We start from the raw sequence: 21626 nt of genomic DNA, 5'->3' as shown, positions 1-21626 counted from the left end.
TCCAATCAAAAAGAATGAGAGATCTCCCGGAAATGCAGCACGGCGGTGTCGGCAAAGCGGGGATCGTTGATGTTGTAAGGGGTCTTGATCAGACGCTGTTTCTCTGTGGGCTGCCAGGTTGCTTCCAGTGCGCTGACGAAGGCAGCCAACGCCTCAGGATCCCAAAAGACTTGCCCTGGGGCATCAAGTGCTGAAACACCTCCTTCAGGGATCAGGAAGCGAATCTCCCCTGCGCATGCGTTCAACTTTTCACCGATCCAGCGGCCCATCTGGGTATTTTCTTCTGGCGTAGTGCGCATTAGCGTCACCTGGGCATTATGGTTGTAGAACTGGCGTTCAGCGTAGTGAGCAGGGATGGTACCGGGATGACCAAAGTTGATCATATCCAGAGCACCGCAGGACATGACACAGGGAATGCCGCTACGGGCTATCGCGTCGAAGCGATCTTCTGTGCAGGCCAGCACGCCGCCAAACAGATGGTCACAGACCTCGGTGGTGGTTAAATCGAACACCCCGTTCAGCAGATGGCTGTCGACCAGTTTTTCCATCGCCTGGCCACCGCTGCCTGTCGCATGAAATACCAGGCAATCCCACTCATTTTCAATTGCCGCAGTCACCGCCTGAATACAGGGAGTCGTGACGCCGAACATGGTAAGTCCAACGGCGGGTTTACTGTCGGTATCAACCGGCGTAGCAAATCGAACGGCACCGGCAATTTGATGTGCGGCGTTACCTAAAACGAGACGGGAAATACGGTTGAGCCCGGCGACGTCGGTAACCGAATACAACATGCTTATATCACTGGCGCCGACATAGCCGGAGGTGTCACCGGAAGCCATGGTCGACACCATCAACTTTGGCAGGCCAATGGGTAATTGCTGCATGGCGGGCGTAATCAATGCGGTACCGCCGGAGCCCCCGAGGCCAAGCAAGGCTGCCACGTCCTGCCGTGAGAGCATAAATCGCTCGAAAGCAATGGCCATGGCGGCAATGGCTCTCCCGCGATCGCCACAAAATACGGCGCTCTCGCCTTCAGGATGATAGCTTGCAACCGTGGCTGCGGAAATATCGGCAGGGTGGCTGGCCGGGACATGATGAGTCGATAAGTCGACGGTTAGCGTAGGTAGTCCAGTATCAGCGATCAGGCTGCGAACATAAGCTAGTTCTCGTCCTTTAGTGTCCGCTGTCGTCGCAATATAGATGATTGCCTGATTATTGTTCATTAGCCTGTTCCTGAATTGTAGGTCCGGATGGCCGCCACGCTTTTTAATAATTTTATTATAATTTAATTGGTTATATAAATTGAATCCCTGGTACTGACTAAGGTTGCTGAGCGTAGTCGGTGAATTTCAATATCATAATGAGACTGCAGTATCATTTTTGCAAGTGGGTTTGGTATGAAAATGAGATTGATGTCTCATTCAATAAGTGAAAGGACAGATTTGCGTCTTCTCTTGGATAGCGCAGAGTCCGGCAAGTTTGTTACAGTGGGTATATTCGCCTGAGCTCTTGTTCTGGCCTGCGTTATATTGGTGAGAAAGAGGTCCGCTGTGTCATTAACCCTACCCCAAGATTTAACCCATACCCGAGCCAGAACTCGCAAGTTGTTGCTCGCTAGCGCGATGGTATTGTTTGATGCTGGGGCCTTTCCCTCCATTACTGAATTGGCTCAGCATGCGCAAGTTTCCCGTGCGACGGCTTATCGCTACTTTCCCACCCAGAGTGCATTGATCACTGCGGTGGTTGCCGAGAGTTTGGGGCCCATTCTTGAATGGCAACCGACAGACCATGACGCTGGGACACGCATCCAACAATTATTGAGCTTTGCTTATCCGCAAATGGAACAACATGAGGGGGCTTTGCGCGCTGCATTGCTGTTGTCTCTTCAGCAATGGGCCGAGGCACAATCCAGCACCATTAAACCGATTGAAAAGTTCGTCCGCGGCAACCGCAAACGCCTGCTGAACCTGGCGGTAGAACCGTTGCAGAATAAACTACCGCCCGAGGCGTTACAGCGGGTGATTCATTCTTTTTCTCTGATCTATGGTTCGGAAGTTTTCCTGGTCCTGAAAGATATTTGGGGTCTGGATCTCGGTGGTATTCAGGATGTGACGCAGTGGATGGCGAAAGCCATTATTCGTCAGGCCGAGGAAGATGCGATGAACAGCAGAAAACCGCTAGCATGATAGTCCAATTTTTACTGCCATTCTCGGCGAAAACCAGCACATTTCACTGAGTGAGTATTGGCAATAGTTATAATTAAAATTGATAAAAAGAGCATCTTAAGCATTGTTGAACAGGCCGCGGGGGAGATACCCATGCGGCCTTTTTTGTTTCTATTATTCTTATTTATCATTTGATTATATTTCATCCTCAGCACAATAAATTCACGCTTCTCGCTGGCTTAAAGCCATCGAAGATCCTTATGTCTTTCCCCCTTTTTACTCGACCCTCAGGCTCCCGTTTAGATCATCCAGCGCCTTGACCCATTAGGCGCGCTTGAGATTGTTGTGCTTTATTTATTTGGTGTTACGAAACTGTTACACAAAAAATCAATAAGACATTTGCAAACAACAATGGACGGTATCTGGGATGGAAAATAGACGTAAAGGAGTCAAGCCTGTTCAGGCGGCCTTCGGCTGGCCTGAAATTGGTGTTAATCGCGCACAGTGGAGTGCTGTGCTTTTTTGCCTGGCGGCGATCGGTGGAGCGCAGGCTGCGCCTTATGTAGAGAGCGGTAAGCCGGGTGATCCTTCAAGTTGGCGTAGTAATGAATTCAACGCCGAATGGGGTCTGGGGGCGATCCACGCCGATCAGGCCTACGCCGCCGGTTATAGCGGGAAAGGCGTAAAACTCGGCATTTTCGATCAGCCGGTGTATGCCAAACACCCGGAGTTTGCCAGCCAGGGCAAAGTGATCAATCTGGTGACGACCGGTATCCGCGAATACACCGATCCCTATATTCCGGTGAAAAAAGGCGACGTATTCCGCTATGACGGCACGCCGAGCGTGGACTCCGACGGCACTCTGGGTTCACACGGTACCCATGTGGGTGGCATCGCTGCCGGCAACCGCGATGGTGGCGAGATGCACGGCGTGGCGTTCAACGCACAAATCATCAGCGCGGAAAACGGCGATCCGGGCCCGGAGGACGGCATCATTCTCGGTAATGATGGCGCGGTGTACCAGGCCGGCTGGGATGCGTTGATCGCCAGTGGCGCGCGCATTATCAATAACAGTTGGGGCATCGGCATCACTGAGAAGTTTGATCAGGGCGGCAAGGATCCTGCCTATCCTCACTTCACGCTCGCCGATGCGCAAAAGCAGTTCGATCAAATCAAACAGATCCTTGGCACTAAAGCCGGTGGCGCTTATCAGGGCGCGATCGATGCGGCACGTAGCGGCATCGTTACCATTTTTGCCGCGGGTAACGATTACAACCTGAATAACCCGGACGCCATGGCCGGTCTGGCCTATTTCGTGCCGGAAATCGCCCCCAATTGGTTGTCGGTCGCCAGCCTACAGGATCCGAACAACACCGGTGATTACAGCATCAGCACCTTCTCCTCACGCTGCGGTTATACCGCCAGCTTCTGCGTTGCCGCACCGGGGACCAAGGTGTACAGCTCGATCATCGAAGGCAACAGCGTAGATAACCTGACTACCGGTTACGCCAAATACAGCGGGACTTCAATGGCGGCACCGCACGTGGCAGGTAGCATTGCGGTGCTGATGGAGCGCTTCCCGTACATGACCGGCGCACAGGTTGCTTCGGTGCTGAAGACCACCACCGTTGATATGGGCGCTCCGGGTATCGATGCGCTGTATGGCTGGGGGATGATCGATCTGGGCAAGGCGATTAACGGCCCGGGCATGTTTGTCACCGAACAGGATATTCCTGAGGAGTTCCGTGTTAGCGGTGCCTACGGCCCGGAACAGTTTGTGGTGAATTTACCGGGCGTCGGCGCGTTGCTGGACAAGGGAAAACCGACCGAACGCGTGTGTGACGATACGCATTGCGGGTTGGATGTCTGGAGCAACAACATTTCCGGACACGGTGGCCTGACCAAACAGGGCATCGGCACATTGGTACTGACCGGCAATAACAGTTACGCGGGGCCGACATTGATCAATCAGGGCCTGCTGGCGATTAACGGCTCGGTGACTTCGGACGTCACGGTGCAAAACGCCGGCGTGCTGGGTGGCTCCGGGACAGTGGGATCACTGACCGCCCGCAGTGGCGGTACCGTGGCGCCGGGCAATTCAATAGGCACGTTGAATGTCACTCGTAACCTCAGTTTCGAACCGGGTTCCCGTTACGCGGTGGAAGTAGCCCCCAACGGCCAGAGCGATCGGATCCAAAGCAACGGATCGGCGACGATCGGCGGGGGTGAGGTGGCGGTCTCGCTGGAGAACAGCACTAATCTTCTGTCGCAAAGCGAAGTCCGTAGCCTGCTCGGCCAGCAGTACAACATCCTGACTGCTCAACAGGGCATCAGTGGGCAGTTTGATTCGGTAGCCCCGAACTACCTGTTCCTCGGCACCGGGCTGACTTACCAGCCGAATCAGGTCACGTTGAACGTCGGTCGTAACGACACCAGCTTCAGCAGCGTGGCAGCAACCCAGAACGAGCGTGCGGTCGCGGCAGCGGCAGATGCCTTGGCGGCGGGCAATCCGGTGTACGAGAGCATCCTCAATGCTGGATCTACAGGGGAAGCCCGTCAGGCGTTCCGTCAGTTGTCCGGGCAGATCCACGCGGATATTGCCTCGGCACAGGTGAACGACAGCCGTTACCTGCGTGAGGCGCTGAACGGCCGCTTGCGGCAGGCGGAAGGGCTGGCGACTTCGCCGGACATCAAGGCTGACGACGATGGCGGTGCCTGGGCGCAGTTGCTGGGTGCCTGGGACCATGCGTCGGGCGATGCCAATGCGACGGGCTATCAGGCCTCGACCTACGGCGTGCTGGTGGGGCTGGACTCGGCATTGGCGGATGACTGGCGCATGGGCGTGGCGACCGGTTACACCCGGACCTCGCTGGACGGTGGCTACGGCTCGAATGCGGACAGCGATAACTACCACCTGGCGGTGTACGGCGGCAAACAGTTCGGTGAGCTGGCGCTGCGTGCCGGCGGTGGCTACACCTGGCACCGTTTCGATACCTCACGTTCGGTCAATTACGGCATGCAATCAGATCGCGAAACCGCGAAATACAGCGCGCGCACCGAGCAGGTGTTCGCCGAGGCGGGTTACAGCGTGAAGGCTGACTGGGTCAATCTGGAGCCGTTCGCCAATCTGGCGTACATCAACTTCCAGAACAACGGTATCTCGGAAGACGGCGGTGCAGCGGCGCTGCACGGCGACAAACAGCACACCGACGCCACGGTGTCGACGTTGGGGTTGCGAGCTGATACCCAGTGGCAGGCGAGCAAAACCACTTCGGTGGCGCTGCGCAGCGAACTGGGCTGGCAGCATCAGTACGGCGATTTGGATCGCGGCACCGGGCTGCGCTTCAACGGCGGCAACTCGCCGTTTGTGGTGAACAGCGTGTCGGCCTCGCGTGACGGTGCGGTGCTGAAGGCCAGTGCAGAAGTGGCGGTGAACAAGAACGCCACGCTGTCACTGGGCTACGGTGGCCTGCTGTCGCAAAACTACCAGGACAACAGCGTTAATGCCGGTTTCACCTGGAATTTCTGATCTTAAAAACTGAGGGACAAGCCGCCTCTTCGGGGGGCGGTTTGACTAAAACAAAAAGGATAAGGGAATGAAGCAAGCGACAGGAAAGAACAAACCGGTATTGGCGCCAACATGGAAATTGAACGCCTTGCTGTGCGCGTTGTTGGCGGCAGGTGGCGTACAGGCCGCACCCTATACGGAAGGCGGCAAGATAGGCGATCCGGCAAGCTGGCGCAGTAATGAATTCAATGCCAACTGGGGGTTGGGGGCTATTCACGCCGATGAGGCCTATGCCGCGGGTTATACCGGTAAAGGGCAAAAGGTGGGCATCTTCGATACTCCGGTGAACAAGCACCCTGAATTTACCGGTGACGGCAAACTGGTGAATGTGGTTACCCAGGGCAATAGAGCCTATACCGACCCGCATCGGACAGATATTAAGGCCGGCGATCGTTTTTACTTCGACGGTACTTTCCATTTCTATAACGGTGCGACGCTAAGTAACCACGGCGTCCACGTGGCCGGTATCAGCGGGGCCAATCGTGACGGCACCGGCATGCATGGTGTGGCTTTTGACTCACAAATCATCAGCGTTGATAACGACAATGACGGCCCGGCGTATGGCGAATTCCTCGGGCTGGACGGCAGTGTGACCAACGCGGGTTGGCAGGCGATGATCAACAACGGCGTGCGGGTCATCAATAACAGTTGGGGCGTCAGTATTCCCGATTTCCTGTCGGATAATGGCAAAAACCCCGATGCACTGCATTTCGAGCTGAAAGACGCACAGGAACAGTTTGATCAGGTGAAACCGCTGCTGGGCAGTTTGGCGGGGGCCGGTTATCAGGGCGCGATCGATGCGGCACGTAAAAATATTCTGGTGCTGTTCGCCGCCGGTAATGACGGCAACTACAACCAACCGGACGTGATCAGTGGATTGGCCTATTTTGTACCGGATATTGCGCCTAACTGGTTGTCGGTTGCCAGCGTTGCGCAAGATGATGCCTCCACCAACAGCGTGCCTTATACCATCAGCAGCTTCTCTTCACGCTGTGGCTATACCGCCAGTTTCTGTGTCTCGTCACCGGGCAGTAAAATCTACAGCACTGTGGCCAACGGTTCAGACCCGAATCAGCTGGTCTCGGACTACGGCAATAAAAATGGGACCTCAATGGCGACGCCGCACGTGACCGGCGCGGTCGCCGTGTTGCTGCAGCGCTTCCCGTATATGACGTCGGCGCAAATTGCCGACGTGCTGAAAACTACCGCTACCGATATGGGCGCACCGGGTATTGATGCGCTGTACGGCTGGGGGATGATCGATCTGGGCAAGGCGATTAACGGTCCAGGTATGTTCTATACCGTCGAAGACATTCCTGAAGAGTTCCGCATTCCGGATCCGACGGGCGTGGCTTATGGCTCGTCACAGTTTGTCGCCAACATTCCTGGCTTCGGAGCTGAAATCGATCAAGGCACGCTGCAGGCTCGTATTTGCGATGACTACCACTGTTCGGTGGAAGTCTATTCCAATGACATCTATGGTCATGGTGGCCTGACCAAGGAAGGCCAGGGCGCGTTGCTGCTGACCGGCAACAATACCTACTCCGGCCCGACCTGGGTGAATACCGGCTTGCTGGCGGTGAATGGCTCGGTCACTTCGGACGTCACGGTGCAAAACGCCGGCGTGCTGGGTGGCTCCGGGACAGTGGGATCACTGACCGCCCGCAGTGGCGGTACCGTGGCGCCGGGCAATTCAATAGGCACGTTGAATGTCACTCGTAACCTCAGTTTCGAACCGGGTTCCCGTTACGCGGTGGAAGTAGCCCCCAACGGCCAGAGCGATCGGATCCAAAGCAACGGATCGGCGACGATCGGCGGGGGTGAAGTGGTGGTCTCGCTGGAGAACAGCACTAATCTTCTGTCGCAAAGCGAAGTCCGTAGCCTGCTCGGCCAGCAGTACAACATCCTGACTGCTCAACAGGGCATCAGTGGGCAGTTTGATTCGGTAGCCCCGAACTACCTGTTCCTCGGCACCGGGCTGACTTACCAGCCGAATCAGGTCACGTTGAACGTCGGTCGTAACGACACCAGCTTCACCAGCGTGGCAGCAACCCAGAACGAGCGTGCGGTCGCGGCAGCGGCAGATGCCTTGGCGGCGGGCAATCCGGTGTACGAGAGCATCCTCAATGCTGGATCTACAGGGGAAGCCCGTCAGGCGTTCCGTCAGTTGTCCGGGCAGATCCACGCGGATATTGCCTCGGCACAGGTGAACGACAGCCGTTACCTGCGTGAGGCGTTGAACGGCCGCTTGCGGCAGGCAGAAGGGCTGGCGACTTCGCCGGACATCAAGGCTGACGACGACGGCGGTGCCTGGGCGCAGTTGCTGGGTGCCTGGGACCATGCGTCGGGCGATGCCAATGCGACGGGCTATCAGGCCTCGACCTACGGCGTGCTGGTGGGGTTGGACTCGGCATTGGCGGATGACTGGCGCATGGGCGTGGCGACCGGTTACACCCGGACCTCGCTGGACGGTGGCTACGGCTCGAATGCGGACAGCGATAACTACCACCTGGCGGTGTACGGCGGCAAACAGTTCGGTGAGCTGGCGCTGCGTGCCGGCGGTGGCTACACCTGGCACCGTTTCGATACCTCACGTTCGGTCAATTACGGCATGCAATCAGATCGCGAAACCGCGAAATACAGCGCGCGCACCGAGCAAGTGTTCGCCGAGGCGGGTTACAGCGTGAAGGCTGACTGGGTCAATCTGGAGCCGTTCGCCAATCTGGCGTACATCAACTTCCAGAACAACGGTATCTCGGAAGACGGCGGGGCAGCGGCGCTGCACGGCGACAAACAGCACACCGACGCCACGGTGTCGACGTTGGGGCTGCGAGCTGATACCCAGTGGCAGGCGAGCAAAACCACTTCGGTGGCGCTGCGCAGCGAGCTGGGCTGGCAGCATCAGTACGGCGATTTGGATCGCGGCACCGGGCTGCGCTTCAACGGCGGCAACTCGCCGTTTGTGGTGAACAGCGTGTCGGCCTCGCGTGACGGTGCAGTGCTGAAGGCCAGTGCAGAAGTGGCGGTGAACAAGAACGCCACGCTGTCACTGGGCTACGGTGGCCTGCTGTCGCAAAACTACCAGGACAACAGCGTTAACGCCGGTTTCACCTGGAAGTTCTGATCCAACGAACCTAAATCCTGTTACTGAAACCCTGGGGTCAGCTTGCTGGCCCTATTTTTTTGGATTTTAACGGGGTGATGACGGAGTGAACACGTATGATGCATCACGCCGCTTTGCGGTAAAAACGACAAAAAAAACGGGACCCTTGCGGATCCCGGTTCAAAACGCGGTAAAACAGTTTAGCGCTTACGGCCCATTTACGGCGAGGGTCTGTTGCATACATTCTCTCTGCGCCGTAATCGAAACGAGCTTTCCCTGGTGTCATTGTGATTATTGGTGATGCGTTCTTACTATTGTTATATTTTTATTGTGGTGTTGCTGTGTGTCTCTTCTGATACCATGTTTGACTATATAATGTGGTATGTCAAGCAATGTTTAGATTGTACATTGTATGATATACCAGTTTTGGATCGCTTTTTTGCACGGCAAGTATGAAAACGACTGAAAAAACAGCAAAAAAAATCGAAGGAAAAAATGGATAACAATCACCAGAAATTCGATTCGCAGTCGATTGCAAACCGGGTCAGGGAACTGTTTGTACATTATGGGATTGGCAAGCGTCAGCATGCTAAAGAGCTCAGTCGTATTCTGGATCTGAGTTTTTCGCATGCGCACCGTAAGCTGAAGGGGCAAAGCCCCTGGACTCTGGAGCAGATTAACAACGTTGCGGCGGCATTAGGGGAGACGCCGTCAGCGATCGTGGATCTCGGTACTGAAAATGACATCTCCGCGCAAACTATTGCACGAGATGCCATCTTTTACGTCGGCGGGGCGGAGTTAGCCTGTGTCGGCTATATCGGCCATGAGCTGGTTGGTGGAAGGACGTCGGAATATGTCGCGCTGCAGCAGGCGGGGCAATGGTGTGTTTATCGTGCGGATGATGCGCCGCAGGGCCAGCGTTACAGCGTGGAACTGATCGAGGTTCGCCCAGCCGCCGTCGAAGACGAGCGTTTGAGCATTGCGGTCCTTGATGATTCACATCAGGCGGCCGATGAACTGACAAAATACCTGAACGGGCGGGGGTTCCATGCGGTGGCGTTTTATGACGTCAGCAGTTTTTGCCTGGCGTTGCAGCAGAGCCTGTTCGACGGTTATGTGGTCGACTGGCTGATCGGCTAGGAAACGGCAGACCAATGCATTGGAACCATCCGCGCCTCAGACAACCCGGATGCGCCAGTCCTGGTGCTGACCGGCCAACTGGGCACCGATCAGCGTGAATCTGAAATCGCCAGGGCGATGCGTGATTATGACGTGCTGGGTCCTTATGAAAAGCCAGTACGGCTCCATGTGATCGAAGCCGCGTTGCTGCGGTGTTTTAACCTTTAGCGATCAGCAGTGAGGCCAGTGCGGATGACAACGCGTCCAACCGCACCGGCTTCATTAAATAGTTGTCGAACAGTGCCCGCTGCTCGGCAGCCAGCTGTTCCGGGCTATAAGCGCTGATGCCGACAATCGGGATTTGGCGATTGGGGCCCCGCTGGCTACGCAGTTGTTTCGCCAGCGCGGCACCGTCAATGCCGGGCATTTGCAAGTCCAGCAGCAATGCGTCGTAAGGGCGCCTGAGCAGCTTTTGCAGCGCCCGTTCCGACGAGTTGCACAGTTCATATTGATAGCCGAGTTTGTCCAATAGCGCAGCGAAAGCGTCACTCACCGATTTGTTGTCATCAACCACCAAAACATGCTGCTGTTTGCGCAGCAGACCCTGGTGGTGGTGCGGTATTTCGTCCAGTTGGTGATCGTCGCTGACCTCGACCGGAATACTGACGATAAAGGTACTGCCTTTTTTGATATCGCTGTAGACGGTAATGCTGCCGTCGAGCAGCGTGACCAGCCCATGCACAATCGCCAGCCCCATCCCGACGCCGCCATACTGCCGGGTATGGGATTGGTCCAACTGGGTGAAAGGCCTGAATATCTGGTCAAGCATCTCTTTTTCGATTCCGATGCCGGTGTCGGTAACCTCAATAATCAACGAATTGCCGGTCGGCTGGCGTCGCAGGCTGCTGTACAGCGTGATAGTGCCGCTTTCGGTGTACTTGAACGCGTTGGTCAGCAGGTTGACGATAATCTGCCTGATACGCAGCGGGTCAGAATGTATCTGCAGATGACCGCACTCCACCTCACACAGCAGCGTGACCTGATCTTTCTGGCGTAGCATATTGATTTCGTTCGCCGTTTCCTCGACCAGCCGTTGGACGTCGAAGGCGGCGATACGCAGTTCCATCATACCGCTGTCCAGATGGGCATAATCGGTCAGGTCTTTCATCTGGCTTTCAATTTGCTGCGCGGCGGTTTCCAGCCGTTGGAAGGTATCGGCATGCTCCGTCGACACCTTGGTATTCACCAGCACATCAATGGCGGACATAATGCTCTGCAGCGAGGTGCGTAATTCGTGACCGATGGCCCCCAGAAAGGCATTTTTGGTGCGGGTGGCTTTCTCCGCCTCAATCGCCTTGGCCTGTTGGCGGATGGTCAGGCGCTGCTGACGTAGCACAATCAGAGTGATGGCAATCAAGGCGATCACCGAGAACATCACGATCACCAGACCGTAAAAAATGATATGTCGCTTTTCGATATAGTCTTCGTAGGCGGCGGTGCGTTGCTTCACTTCGGCGTGATCGGTCAGGTTGGCCATCTCAATCGCGTAAGGCTTGATCTGCCGCATGGCCTGAGAAATCAGCGAGAAATCAATCTTTGGGCTGTTCAGCAGAGTATCAATTTGATCCATTTTCGCCCGCATGTGTGCGACCACCTCGGGATAACCCGGTTCGGCGTACAGTGGCTGTGTGGATTCGGACACCGTTTCCAGCACGTAAAAACGAGAATAAAGGATTTCAAATTTAAGCCGCAGATCCTCGGCATCCACCTGCGGTGCATTTTTCAGCTGTTCGACCAGCGTATCAAACTCGGCCAGCTTGATGGAGAATTTGGCGATCGACCAGGAGTAATTTTCCTGAGTACCGGCAATAGCATACAACCCTTTCTTTGACAGGGTCGCGCTGTAGTAATACAGCGTTACCGTCGAGGCCACCAGAAACAAGGCGGCAAAAATCGCCGGGATCGCCAGCCTGCTGCTGTTTTTAAACCCTGTGAGCTTCATTTGATCACAATCCTGTCCACTTGCCAGATAAAGCGTGAGTTGTAGAGCGGGGAATTCAACTCAGGCCCTGCGGCATCCCTGGGATAAACCAAAAATAGCGGTCCGAAGTTTCTGATCTTCAGCATTTCGCCGTCCATCTTGTAGGCCAAAATCATATTGTATTTTTCGACGTCGGACAGCGGCACGTCGATGTAATAATCGTTTAGCGCATAAAACGTCAGCGTGCTGCCTTTGGCCCCCACACGCGCCAAAATGTCCGCCACAGCAATCCCTTCGAACTTTCTTTGCGGCGTCCAGGAGGTTGAGGTGGTGATGCTCTGCACCGGCATCGCCAACAGTTGTTTATCGGTAAACAGATAGCTTTTCTTTACCGGGTCGGTGGTGTTTTTGATGTTGCCCGAGACTTCCAGAGTAAAACTCAGCGCACTGGATTGGACGACCATCAACGCAAAAAAAGCCAACGTGATGTTTTTAAATAGCTTGAACAGCATCGGTGTTCTCCAGAGTCGCGGATGCTTGCATGAGCTCCGCTCATTGATCAGGCAAAATAATGGCAGAAAATAAAAATTTGTGTTGAAGGGAATGGTAAAGAGCACGAAAAGAAAAGGCCAGGGATTGCCCTGGCCTCGGTTTTTGCTGATTTTCGGGCTTAACGCATGGTGACAAACTCTTCCGCAGCGGTCGGGTGGATCGCCACGGTGTTGTCGAAGTCTTTTTTGGTGGCGCCCATTTTAATCGCCACGGCGAAGCCCTGCAGGATCTCGTCCATGCCGAAGCCGATACCGTGCAGGCCAACAATCTTCTCTTCCTTACCAACGCACACCAGTTTCATGCGGCACGGCTGACGGTGCTGCGTCACGGCGCTGTACATGGCGGTAAATGAAGATTTATACACTTTCACGCTGTCCGCACCGAATTTCTCAATCGCTTCCGGTTCGGTCAGGCCGATAGTGCCGATTGGCGGATGGCTGAACACCACGGTAGCAATGTTGCTGTAATCCAGGTGCTCTTCCGGCTTGTTGTTGAACAGACGCTCGGACAGGCGGCGACCGGCGGCCACGGCAACCGGGGTCAGTTCAACGGCACCGGTGTTATCACCCACCGCGTAAATGCCTGCTACGTTGGTGTTCTGGTATTTATCGACGTCGATGTAGCCATTTTCGTTGGTTTTCACCCCGGTCACGGCCAGATTCAGGTTATCGGTCGCCGGTTCGCGGCCAATCGCCCACACCAGGCTGTCGACGATGAATTCCTTGCCGTTTTCCAACTGTAGCGTCAGGCTGCCGTCGGCGTTCTTGACGATGGCCTTCGGCACCGATTCGGTGTGCAGGCTTGGCCCTTCGGTGTTCATCACTTCCACCAGGGTTTCGACAATCATCGGATCGAAGCTGCGCAGCGGCGCGTGCTTACGTACGAACAGGTGCGTTTCGGCACCCAGCGCGTTCAGCACACCGGCGATTTCTACCGCGATATAGCCTGCACCCACGATGGCAACGCGCTTAGGCATGGCGTCCAGATCGAAGAAACCGTCGGAATCGATGCCGTATTCTGCACCCGGAATATCTGGGTGGCTTGGGCGTCCGCCGGTGGCGATCAGAATATGGTCGGCAGTGATTTTCTCACCGTTCACTTCCACCGTGTGGGCGTCGATAAAGCGCGCAAAGCCTTTGATCACGTCGACTTTGTTTTTGCCCAGCACGTTGTCGTAGGAATTATGGATGCGGTCGATATAGGCGGTGCGGTTAGCCACCAGCTTTTTCCAGTCAAACGCATTGACGGTGGTATCGAAACCGTAATCCGGGCCGTACAGGTGAATAGCCTCGGCGATCTGCGCCGCGTGCCACATAACTTTTTTCGGTACACAACCCACGTTGACGCAGGTGCCGCCCAGTTCCTTGGCTTCAATCAGTGCGCATTTCTGGCCGTACATGGCTGCCCGGTTGATCGATGCGATGCCGCCGCTGCCGCCGCCAATTGCTAGATAATCGTAATGTTTGGTCATCTGGGATTTCCATGAATTGTGTGAATCGAAGAGCGTAAGAGTTTAACGCCTGATGCAGGTTTGTCGCAAAGATTGCGTCGATGGCTGTGATAGGTGGGATAAAGGCGCGGTGGGCCGCGCCCCGGAAGCTTATTCCGGCACCACCCAGTTCACCAGATGGTGACCATTACCCGACGGCACCAGGATTTTGTGCAGCCACGGCAGCACGTTTTTCATCTGTTGTTCCAGCTTCCACGGCGGGTTAATCACGATCATGCCGGAGGCCGTCATGCCGCGCTGGTCGCTGTCGGGTCTGACCGCCAGTTCGATCTGCAGAATATTGCGGATGCCGGTGGCTTCCAGCTCTTTCAGCATGCGCTTGATCTGTTGGCGCATCACCACGGGATACCACAGCGCGTAAGTGCCTGTAGCAAAGCGTTTGTAGCCTTCCTGCAGGCCTTTGACCACGTCCTGGTAATCGGTTTTCATTTCGTACGGCGGATCCATCAGGATCAGCCCGCGGCGTGAAAGTGGCGGCAATTGGGATTTCAACTGCTGGTAGCCGTCGGCGCGCTGCACCTTGGCGCGCTCGTCCTTCTGGAACTCATTGCGCAGCAACGGGAAGTCGCTCGGGTGCAGTTCGGTCAGGTGAATTTTATCCTGCGGACGCAGCAGTTGGCGGGCAATCAGCGGCGAGCCTGGGTAGTAACGCAATCTTTCGCCGCGGTTAAAGTTGTGCACTACGCTCATGTAGGCCGCCAGCTCTTCCGGCAGATCGTCACGTTGCCACAGCAGGCCTATGCCTTCCAGGTACTCCCCGGTGCGTTCGGCGTGTTCACCGCTCAGCTGATAGCGCCCTGCGCCTGAGTGGGTATCCAGGTACAGGAACGGCTTGTCTTTTTCTTTCAGCGATTCAATGATCAGGCTTTGAACGGTGTGCTTGAGCACGTCGGCGTGGTTGCCGGCGTGGAAACTGTGGCGGTAACTTAACATGGCTTGTGGTAATTCCTTGTGCTCCCGACGGAGCGTGCTGAACAGAATAAAGGCTTATATTCTGCACAGTATAAACTGTCTGGGCGGGAAAAACCGGAATGCGTTACCACAGACCCACTATCAAGGAGCAGGACAATGACCGAGTCGGCTATTCTGGCTAACTATCCCGGCGCATCGCGCTGGCAATTTGGCGACAGCCCGGCGCTGGCGGATGAGCTGTTGCAACGGGTGCTCGACGGCGACAAAACTGCAACCTGTGGTTCCTATGTCGCCTATCAACAAGCGAAATCACCGATGGTTGGGGATTACAACGTGATCCTTAATGGCCGGGGTGAACCCGCCTGCGTCATCAGAACGCTTTCACTGAAGCTGACTCGTTACTGTGATGTCACCGCCGAGATGGCCGCGCTGGAAGGCGAGGGGGATAAGAGCCTGGCCTTCTGGCGCGAGGGACATCGGGCGTTTTTTACTCGGGAAGGCACCTTTTCGCCACAAATGTGGCTGGTATTTGAAGAGTTTGACCTGGTTGAGGTCCTCTAGTTACGCGGAAGGTTACTCTAGCGCAGCAACCACCTGTTCGCGCAACCAGCTATGGGCCGGATCGAGGTGCGAACGTTCATGCCATACCATCACCATGTCATAGCCTGGCAGTGCCAGCGGCACCGGGCAGGTGCGCAGGCTGCCCAGCAGTTCACCCAGCATGCGTGAAGGCAGCATGGCCACCATATCGGATTTTGCCAGCAGCGTGGGGATGAACAGGAAGTGCGGCAGCGACATCACTACCCGCCGTGCCAACCCCTGTGCCTCCAGCAGCGTGTCGGTCAGGGTACGAAAACCGCCACCGTCCTGCGAAACCATCACAAACTCCAGCTGGCAGAACTGCTCCAGTGAAGGCGGTGTCTGCAATAACGGGTGGTCACGGCGGCCCACCAGCAGGTAATTCTCGTGAAACAACTGGCGGTGACGTAGCCCGGCAGGCGCTTCTTCACGGGCCAGAAAACCCAGATCGATCACGCCGTCGGCCAAATCACGACTCATGGTTTTGGGCGACGCTTCGCGGATCGCCAGACGGGATTTTGGCGCTGCCTGCCGCAGTTTGGGCAGCATCGGCAGCAGAATGGCATATTCTGCCGCGTCGGCGGCGGCCAACTGCCAGGTCAGTTCGGCCAGCAGCGGATCAAAGGGGTGTTCCGGCGCCACCAAACGACCAAGGTCGGCCAGCGTCTGGCGCAGTGGCGTCAGCAGGCCGAGTGCGCGCGCCGTGGGCAACATGCCGCGTGGGCCGGGCAGCAACAGGGGATCGTGGTAAATCTCACGCAGTTTGGCGAGTTGGATACTGACCGAGGGTTGGCTCAGATTAAGACGGGCCGCCGCCCGCGTGACGTTACGTTCGCTGAGCAGCGCTTCCAGCGTGACCAGCAGATTAAGATCGACCCGCTTTAAATTGTTGATAACTATTCCTCGTATTAAATCTATCAATTTCAACTATAGCTCCAATCCTCCTACCGTGGAACGGACGTCGGAAGCGCCGACGAAACTGCAACGGATAAGGACGGGATGATGAAACTGAGCGAGTACGTTAGCTACGATGCGTTGGGGCTGGTCGAACTGGTACAGGGCGGTGAAGTCAGTGCGCAGGAGCTGCAACAGACGGCGCAGGCCGCGGTTGAGGCGGTGAACCCGGCGATTAATGCGGTGGTGGAACATTGGACGCAGCCACCACCGGAGGGCGAAGGCCCACTGTTTGGCGTACCTTTCCTGATAAAGGATATCGCCATCAGCATGGCCGGTAAGCGTCAGGAACTGGGTAGCCGGTTGGCACAGGGCCATATCGCGGAGGCAGACAGCCATTTGATGAGCAATATTTATCGCGCCGGGCTGGTCACCTTCGGCCGTACCACCACGCCGGAGATGGCTTTCAGCACCACCACCGAAGCGGTACTTTACGGCGCGACGCGTAACCCCTGGAATCCGGATTTTAGCGCCGGAGGGTCCAGCGGCGGTGCCGGTGCGGCAGTGGCTGCTGGAATTGTGCCTATCGCTCACGCTACTGATGCCGCCGGTTCGATCCGCGTACCTGCCTCGTCGAATGGACTGTTCGGCCTCAAACCGACGCGCGGGCGGGTATCGCATGGACCGGCGATGGATGAAGTGTTCAACGGCTTTGGCGTGCAACTGGGACTGAGTCGTACGGTGCGTGACAGCGCGGCCTTGCTGGATGCCCTGCAGCACCCACATCCCGGCGAACCCTATTACACTACACCACCGGCACAGACCTGGCTGTCACAGGTCACGTCAGAACCTGGCCGTCTGCGTATAGGCATAATGACTCAGGCGTGGAACGGCGGGAAAACCGACCCGCAAATCGCCCAGGCCACGGCCGATACTGCCGTACTGCTGAGTGAGTTGGGCCATCAGGTTAGCGAGGCTGACATGGCGATTGGCGCCAGTTGGCAGGAGCTGGTGTTCGCCAATGCGCAAATTTGGTGTGCCAACCTGGTCGGTTGGGTGGACGGCCTGAGCCAGGCGACCGGGCGGCCGATCTCAACCGAAACGCTGGAGCCGGAAACGCTGGCCTGTTACCGCTACGGGCTGGCTGCCAGGGCGGTGGATATGGTCGCGGCCCTTGAGGTTCGTAACCGGGTGACCCGGGCTGTGGCTGCCTATTTTCAGCAGTACGACCTGTTGCTGACCCCGACCCTGCCCGATTTACCCTGGCGTATTGGCCGTTACGGTACAGGGACGACGGATATGAGCGGCCTGGAATGGACAGCGCATTTATTCGATCACTCGCCGTTCACGCCGGTATTTAACGTGGCCGGTGTACCGGCGATATCGGTGCCGTTGGCGCATGATTCGCAGCATAACCTGCCGATAGGCATGCAATTTGTTGCCGGTTTTGGCCGTGAAGATGTGTTGCTGCAACTGGCGGGTCAACTGGAGCGGGCTGCGCCCTGGCAGCAGCGACGTCCTGCTATTTGGGCGGGGAATGCATCGCTATAGCAGTCAAAAGGCAAAATATCCGCTATGTTGCTGAAAGGCTTTTTGCGGCGGGCCGGGGGCTCGTCGCTGGATTCAGGAGGCGTGATGAGCTGTGTATTTTGTGAAATGGTGGCGGGCCGGGTGCCGTGCCACAAAATTTGGGAGGACGACGGCCACATGGCGTTCCTGTCCATCTATCCGAATACCGAAGGGTTCAGCGTGGTGATCCCCAAGGCGCACCATCCCAGCTACGCATTCGCCGTTGCGGACGACGTGCTGAGTGCGCTGATGCTGGCGACCAAGCGGGTGGCACAATTGCTTGACCGGGCGTTTGACGACGTGGGCCGCTGCGGCATGGTGTTCGAGGGTTTTGGCGTCGATCACCTGCATGCCAAGCTGATCCCGATGCACGGTACTGCGGCCCTGGAGCAGTGGCAGCCGATTGAATCGAAATCGACGAAGTTTTTTGAACGCTACGAAGGTTACCTGTCTTCCCATGATGCTACGCGTGCCGATGATATTCATCTGGCTGAGCTGGCGGCACAGATCCGCCGGAGCGGGGCCTAAGGCACTATCTATCAACGATCGGCCATTGATTTTCCTGCTACTTGGCTCCATGTTAGATATTCATACGCATTTTAAGGCCTGCCCGCTGCGGCGGGCCCCAACGCTAATCAGGACTGCCCTATGACAAATCCGTTGCTGACCCCGTTTTCCCTGCCGCCGTTTTCCGCCATTCGCCCAGAAGATATCGTGCCTGCGGTGCAATCCGCCCTGGCCGATTGCCGCGCTGCGGTAGAGCGCGTTGTCGCGCAACCGGGGCCATTCACCTGGGATAACCTGTGTCAGCCGCTGGCTGAGTCTGACGATCGCCTGTCGCGTATCTGGTCGCCGGTGGGGCATTTGAACTCGGTGAAAAACAGCCCGGAACTGCGTGCCGCCTATGAGCAGGCGCTGCCGTTGCTGTCCGAGTACGGCACCTGGGTAGGGCAACACGAAGGGTTATATCAGGCGTACCGCAGCCTGAAAGAAGGCGCGGCGTTTGAGAAGCTGACCGCACCACAGCGCAAGTCGGTAGAAAATGCGCTGCGTGATTTTGAGCTGTCAGGCATTGGCCTGTCACCGGAAAAACAGCGTCGCTACGGCGAGATCGTCGCGCGCCTGTCCGAGCTGGGTTCTACGTACAGTAACAACGTGCTCGACGCCACCATGGGCTGGAGCAAGCTAATCACCAGTGAAGCCGAGCTGAGCGGCCTGCCGGAAAGCGCGCTGGCTCAGGCTCAGGCGATGGCGGAGGCCAAAGAGCAGGACGGCTGGTTGCTGACGCTGGATATGCCGAGCTATCTGCCGGTACTGACCTACGGCGACAACCGCGCACTGCGTGAAGAGATGTATCGCGCCTTCGCTACCCGTGCCTCCGATCAGGGGCCGAATGCCGGCAAGTGGGACAACAGCGAAGTGATGGCCGAAACGCTGGCGCTGCGCCACGAACTGGCCCAGCTGTTGGGCTTTGACAGCTATGCCGACGAATCGCTGGCGACCAAAATGGCGGAAAACCCGGAGCAGGTGCTCGGTTTTCTCAGCGATCTGGCCAAGCGTGCCCGTCCGCAGGCCGAGCAGGAGCTGGCACAGCTGCGCGCCTTTGCCAAACAGCATTACGGTGTGGATGAACTGGAAGCCTGGGACATCACCTACTACGGTGAAAAACAAAAGCAGCATTTATTCTCGATCAGCGACGAGCAATTGCGTCCGTACTTCCCGGAGCAGCGCGTGGTGGAAGGGTTGTTCGAAGTGGTCAAACGCATTTATGGCATCACCGCCAAAGAGCGCAAGGATGTGGATACCTGGCATCCTGAGGTGCGCTTCTTTGACCTGTTCGACGCCAGTGGTGAACTGCGCGGCAGCTTCTACCTCGACCTGTATGCGCGTGAAAACAAGCGCGGCGGGGCGTGGATGGACGATTGTGTCGGCAGTCTGCGCAAGGCCAACGGCGAACTGCAAAAACCGGTCGCCTACCTGACCTGTAACTTCAACCGTCCGTTGGGTGACAAGCCTGCACTGTTCACCCATAACGAAGTGACCACGCTGTTCCACGAGTTCGGCCACGGTCTGCACCACATGCTGACCCAGATCGATACCGCCGGTGTTTCCGGTATCAGCGGTGTGCCATGGGATGCGGTCGAGCTGCCGAGCCAGTTTATGGAAAACTGGTGCTGGGAGCCGGAAGCGCTGGCGTTTATCTCCGGTCATTATCAGAGCGGCGAACCGTTGCCGAAAGAGATGCTCGACAAGTTACTGGCAGCCAAAAACTACCAGGCGGCGTTGTTCATTCTGCGTCAGTTGGAGTTCGGCCTGTTCGACTTCCGTATGCATGCCGAATACAGCCCGGAAAAAGGTGCGCAGATCCTGCCAACGCTGGCGGAAGTGAAAAAAATGGTGGCAGTCGTGCCTTCACCAAGCTGGGGTCGTTTCCCGCATGCTTTCAGCCATATCTTTGCCGGGGGCTACGCGGCAGGTTATTACAGCTATCTGTGGGCTGAAGTGCTGTCGGCCGATGCTTATTCGCGCTTTGAGGAAGAAGGAATTTTCAACGCCGAAACCGGTAAATCCTTCCTCGATAACATCCTGTCGCGCGGCGGTTCGGAAGAACCGATGGAACTGTTCAAACGCTTCCGTGGCCGTGAGCCGCAGCTGGATGCTATGCTGCGCCATTACGGTATTAAAGGATAACCCCACCGGTGAGCGTGTGTTTATTGTGTGAAGAAGGCGCCGATCCCGGCGCCTTGTCTATTCTGGCGGAACGCTGGCAGTTAACTTCGGACGACGACGCGCTGATGGCGCTGGTGTTGACGCCCGAAAGGCTGGAGCTACGCAAGCGTGACGAACCCAAATTGGGGGCGATCTATGTCGATTTTGTCTCCGGCACCATGGCACATCGGCGTCGCTTCGGCGGCGGGCGCGGTGAAGCGGTGGCGAAGGCGGTCGGCATCAAGGGCAGTTACCGGCCTGATGTGGTGGACGCCACTGCCGGTCTGGGGCGCGATGCCTTTGTGCTGGCGTCTCTGGGCTGTCGGGTGCGGATGCTGGAACGTAATCCGGTGGTCGCGGCATTGCTGGATGACGGCCTGCAGCGCGGCTATCAGGATGCGGAGATCGGCCCATGGCTGCGGGAGCGTATGACGCTGTTGCACGCCTCCAGCCTGACGGCACTGGGTGATATTGATCCACGGCCGGAGGTGGTGTATCTCGATCCCATGTATCCGCATAAGCAGAAAAGTGCGCTGGTGAAGAAAGAGATGCGGGTGTTCCAGTCGCTGGTGGGCAGCGACGATGACGCCGATGGCCTGCTGGAACCGGCACGCCGCCTGGCGACCAAGCGCGTGGTGGTGAAACGCCCGGATTACGCCCCGCCATTGGCTAACGTACAGGCGCATGCGGCGTCGACGACGAAAAGTCACCGTTTCGATATATACATGCCCTATCCCCGTCATACTTGACGCTGTATCTGTGTTGGCTGCATTTGCGCATCCCAGGCACTTACTTGAGTAAGCTCCTGGGGATTTACACACTTGCCGCCTTGATACAACGCCAATTATTTAGGGTATAGATGGCTAAATAGGGAGGCATTCATTGATCTACCTCCCAATTTTATTTTTTACCTTGCAAAGATACTGGCAAGCTTGTGTTCCAGATCGCATGATTCCTGTTCATTT

At 56.6% G+C, this 21626-nt stretch carries 15 protein-coding genes; 9 read left to right on the top strand and 6 right to left on the bottom strand.

All coding sequences use genetic code 11. From position 1 onward, the window contains the following. Positions 1 to 5 precede the first annotated feature (5 nt). On the bottom strand, positions 6 to 1223 hold the full coding sequence (locus F8R23_RS19865) for a Tm-1-like ATP-binding domain-containing protein (protein WP_129937314.1): 1218 nt from the start codon (positions 1221 to 1223) through the stop codon (positions 6 to 8). Positions 1224 to 1550: 327 nt separating this feature from the next. Here F8R23_RS19865 and F8R23_RS19860 point away from each other — a divergent pair, with 327 nt between their 5' ends. From F8R23_RS19860 to F8R23_RS19845, 4 genes are all read left to right on the top strand, one after another. After that, positions 1551 to 2186 (top strand): TetR/AcrR family transcriptional regulator, encoded by a 636-nt coding sequence (locus F8R23_RS19860; RefSeq protein WP_129937313.1) that lies wholly within the window; start codon positions 1551 to 1553, stop codon positions 2184 to 2186. Positions 2187 to 2592: 406 nt separating this feature from the next. Further along, the gene (locus tag F8R23_RS19855; protein WP_211369080.1) at positions 2593 to 5694 is read left to right on the top strand and encodes an autotransporter outer membrane beta-barrel domain-containing protein; all 3102 of its coding nucleotides are present in this window, start codon (positions 2593 to 2595) and stop codon (positions 5692 to 5694) included. Between the two features lie 67 nt (positions 5695 to 5761). Then, entirely contained in the window at positions 5762 to 8857 is a 3096-nt protein-coding gene (locus F8R23_RS19850; protein WP_151415924.1) for an autotransporter outer membrane beta-barrel domain-containing protein, read from the top strand. A gap of 474 nt (positions 8858 to 9331) precedes the next feature. Further along, a complete protein-coding gene (locus F8R23_RS19845; protein ID WP_244953403.1) occupies positions 9332 to 9976 on the top strand; it encodes a helix-turn-helix domain-containing protein in 645 nt (214 codons plus the stop codon). A 196-nt stretch (positions 9977 to 10172) separates the two neighbouring features. Here the strand turns inward: F8R23_RS19845 and F8R23_RS19840 are convergent, their stop codons facing one another. The 4 genes from F8R23_RS19840 to F8R23_RS19825 form a co-directional block, all read right to left on the bottom strand. Further along, on the bottom strand, positions 10173 to 11957 hold the full coding sequence (locus F8R23_RS19840; RefSeq protein ID WP_129937331.1) for a hybrid sensor histidine kinase/response regulator: 1785 nt from the start codon (positions 11955 to 11957) through the stop codon (positions 10173 to 10175). After that, entirely contained in the window at positions 11954 to 12448 is a 495-nt protein-coding gene (locus F8R23_RS19835) for a putative pterin-binding protein (protein ID WP_129939123.1), read from the bottom strand. The genes F8R23_RS19840 and F8R23_RS19835 overlap by 4 nt, the downstream gene beginning before the upstream one ends. Before the next feature lie 158 nt (positions 12449 to 12606). Next, complete coding sequence (gene gorA, locus F8R23_RS19830) at positions 12607 to 13959, bottom strand: glutathione-disulfide reductase (RefSeq protein WP_112349182.1); 1353 nt, start codon at positions 13957 to 13959, stop codon at positions 12607 to 12609. 129 nt (positions 13960 to 14088) lie between these two features. After that, positions 14089 to 14931, bottom strand: coding sequence for a 23S rRNA (adenine(2030)-N(6))-methyltransferase RlmJ (locus F8R23_RS19825; protein ID WP_085119937.1), 843 nt, complete (start codon positions 14929 to 14931; stop codon positions 14089 to 14091). A gap of 135 nt (positions 14932 to 15066) precedes the next feature. On the opposite strand from F8R23_RS19825, the gene F8R23_RS19820 reads away from it, so the two are divergent. Next, positions 15067 to 15471 (top strand): ASCH domain-containing protein, encoded by a 405-nt coding sequence (locus F8R23_RS19820; protein WP_129939121.1) that lies wholly within the window; start codon positions 15067 to 15069, stop codon positions 15469 to 15471. 12 nt (positions 15472 to 15483) lie between these two features. Here F8R23_RS19820 and F8R23_RS19815 read toward each other — a convergent pair whose 3' ends face one another. Further along, positions 15484 to 16383, bottom strand: a complete 900-nt coding sequence (locus F8R23_RS19815) for a LysR family transcriptional regulator (RefSeq protein WP_170287997.1) — start codon at positions 16381 to 16383, stop codon at positions 15484 to 15486. 105 nt (positions 16384 to 16488) lie between these two features. Between F8R23_RS19815 and F8R23_RS19810 the strand changes: the two genes are divergently transcribed. From F8R23_RS19810 to rsmJ, 4 genes are all read left to right on the top strand, one after another. Further along, positions 16489 to 17934, top strand: coding sequence for an amidase (locus tag F8R23_RS19810; RefSeq protein ID WP_244953402.1), 1446 nt, complete (start codon positions 16489 to 16491; stop codon positions 17932 to 17934). A gap of 84 nt (positions 17935 to 18018) precedes the next feature. Continuing rightward, positions 18019 to 18480: an HIT family protein gene (locus tag F8R23_RS19805; protein WP_129937001.1), complete on the top strand. Its 462-nt coding sequence runs from the start codon at positions 18019 to 18021 to the stop codon at positions 18478 to 18480. Between the two features lie 120 nt (positions 18481 to 18600). Next, positions 18601 to 20643, top strand: coding sequence for an oligopeptidase A (prlC, locus tag F8R23_RS19800; protein ID WP_151415923.1), 2043 nt, complete (start codon positions 18601 to 18603; stop codon positions 20641 to 20643). Positions 20644 to 20651: 8 nt separating this feature from the next. Further along, on the top strand, positions 20652 to 21410 hold the full coding sequence (rsmJ, locus tag F8R23_RS19795; RefSeq protein WP_112349178.1) for a 16S rRNA (guanine(1516)-N(2))-methyltransferase RsmJ: 759 nt from the start codon (positions 20652 to 20654) through the stop codon (positions 21408 to 21410). Positions 21411 to 21626: the final 216 nt, after the last annotated feature.

It is taken from the genome of Serratia proteamaculans, from assembly GCF_008830365.1.
GTDB classification, from domain to species: domain Bacteria; phylum Pseudomonadota; class Gammaproteobacteria; order Enterobacterales; family Enterobacteriaceae; genus Serratia; species Serratia proteamaculans.
This window is presented reverse-complemented; position numbering and strand designations above follow the sequence as displayed.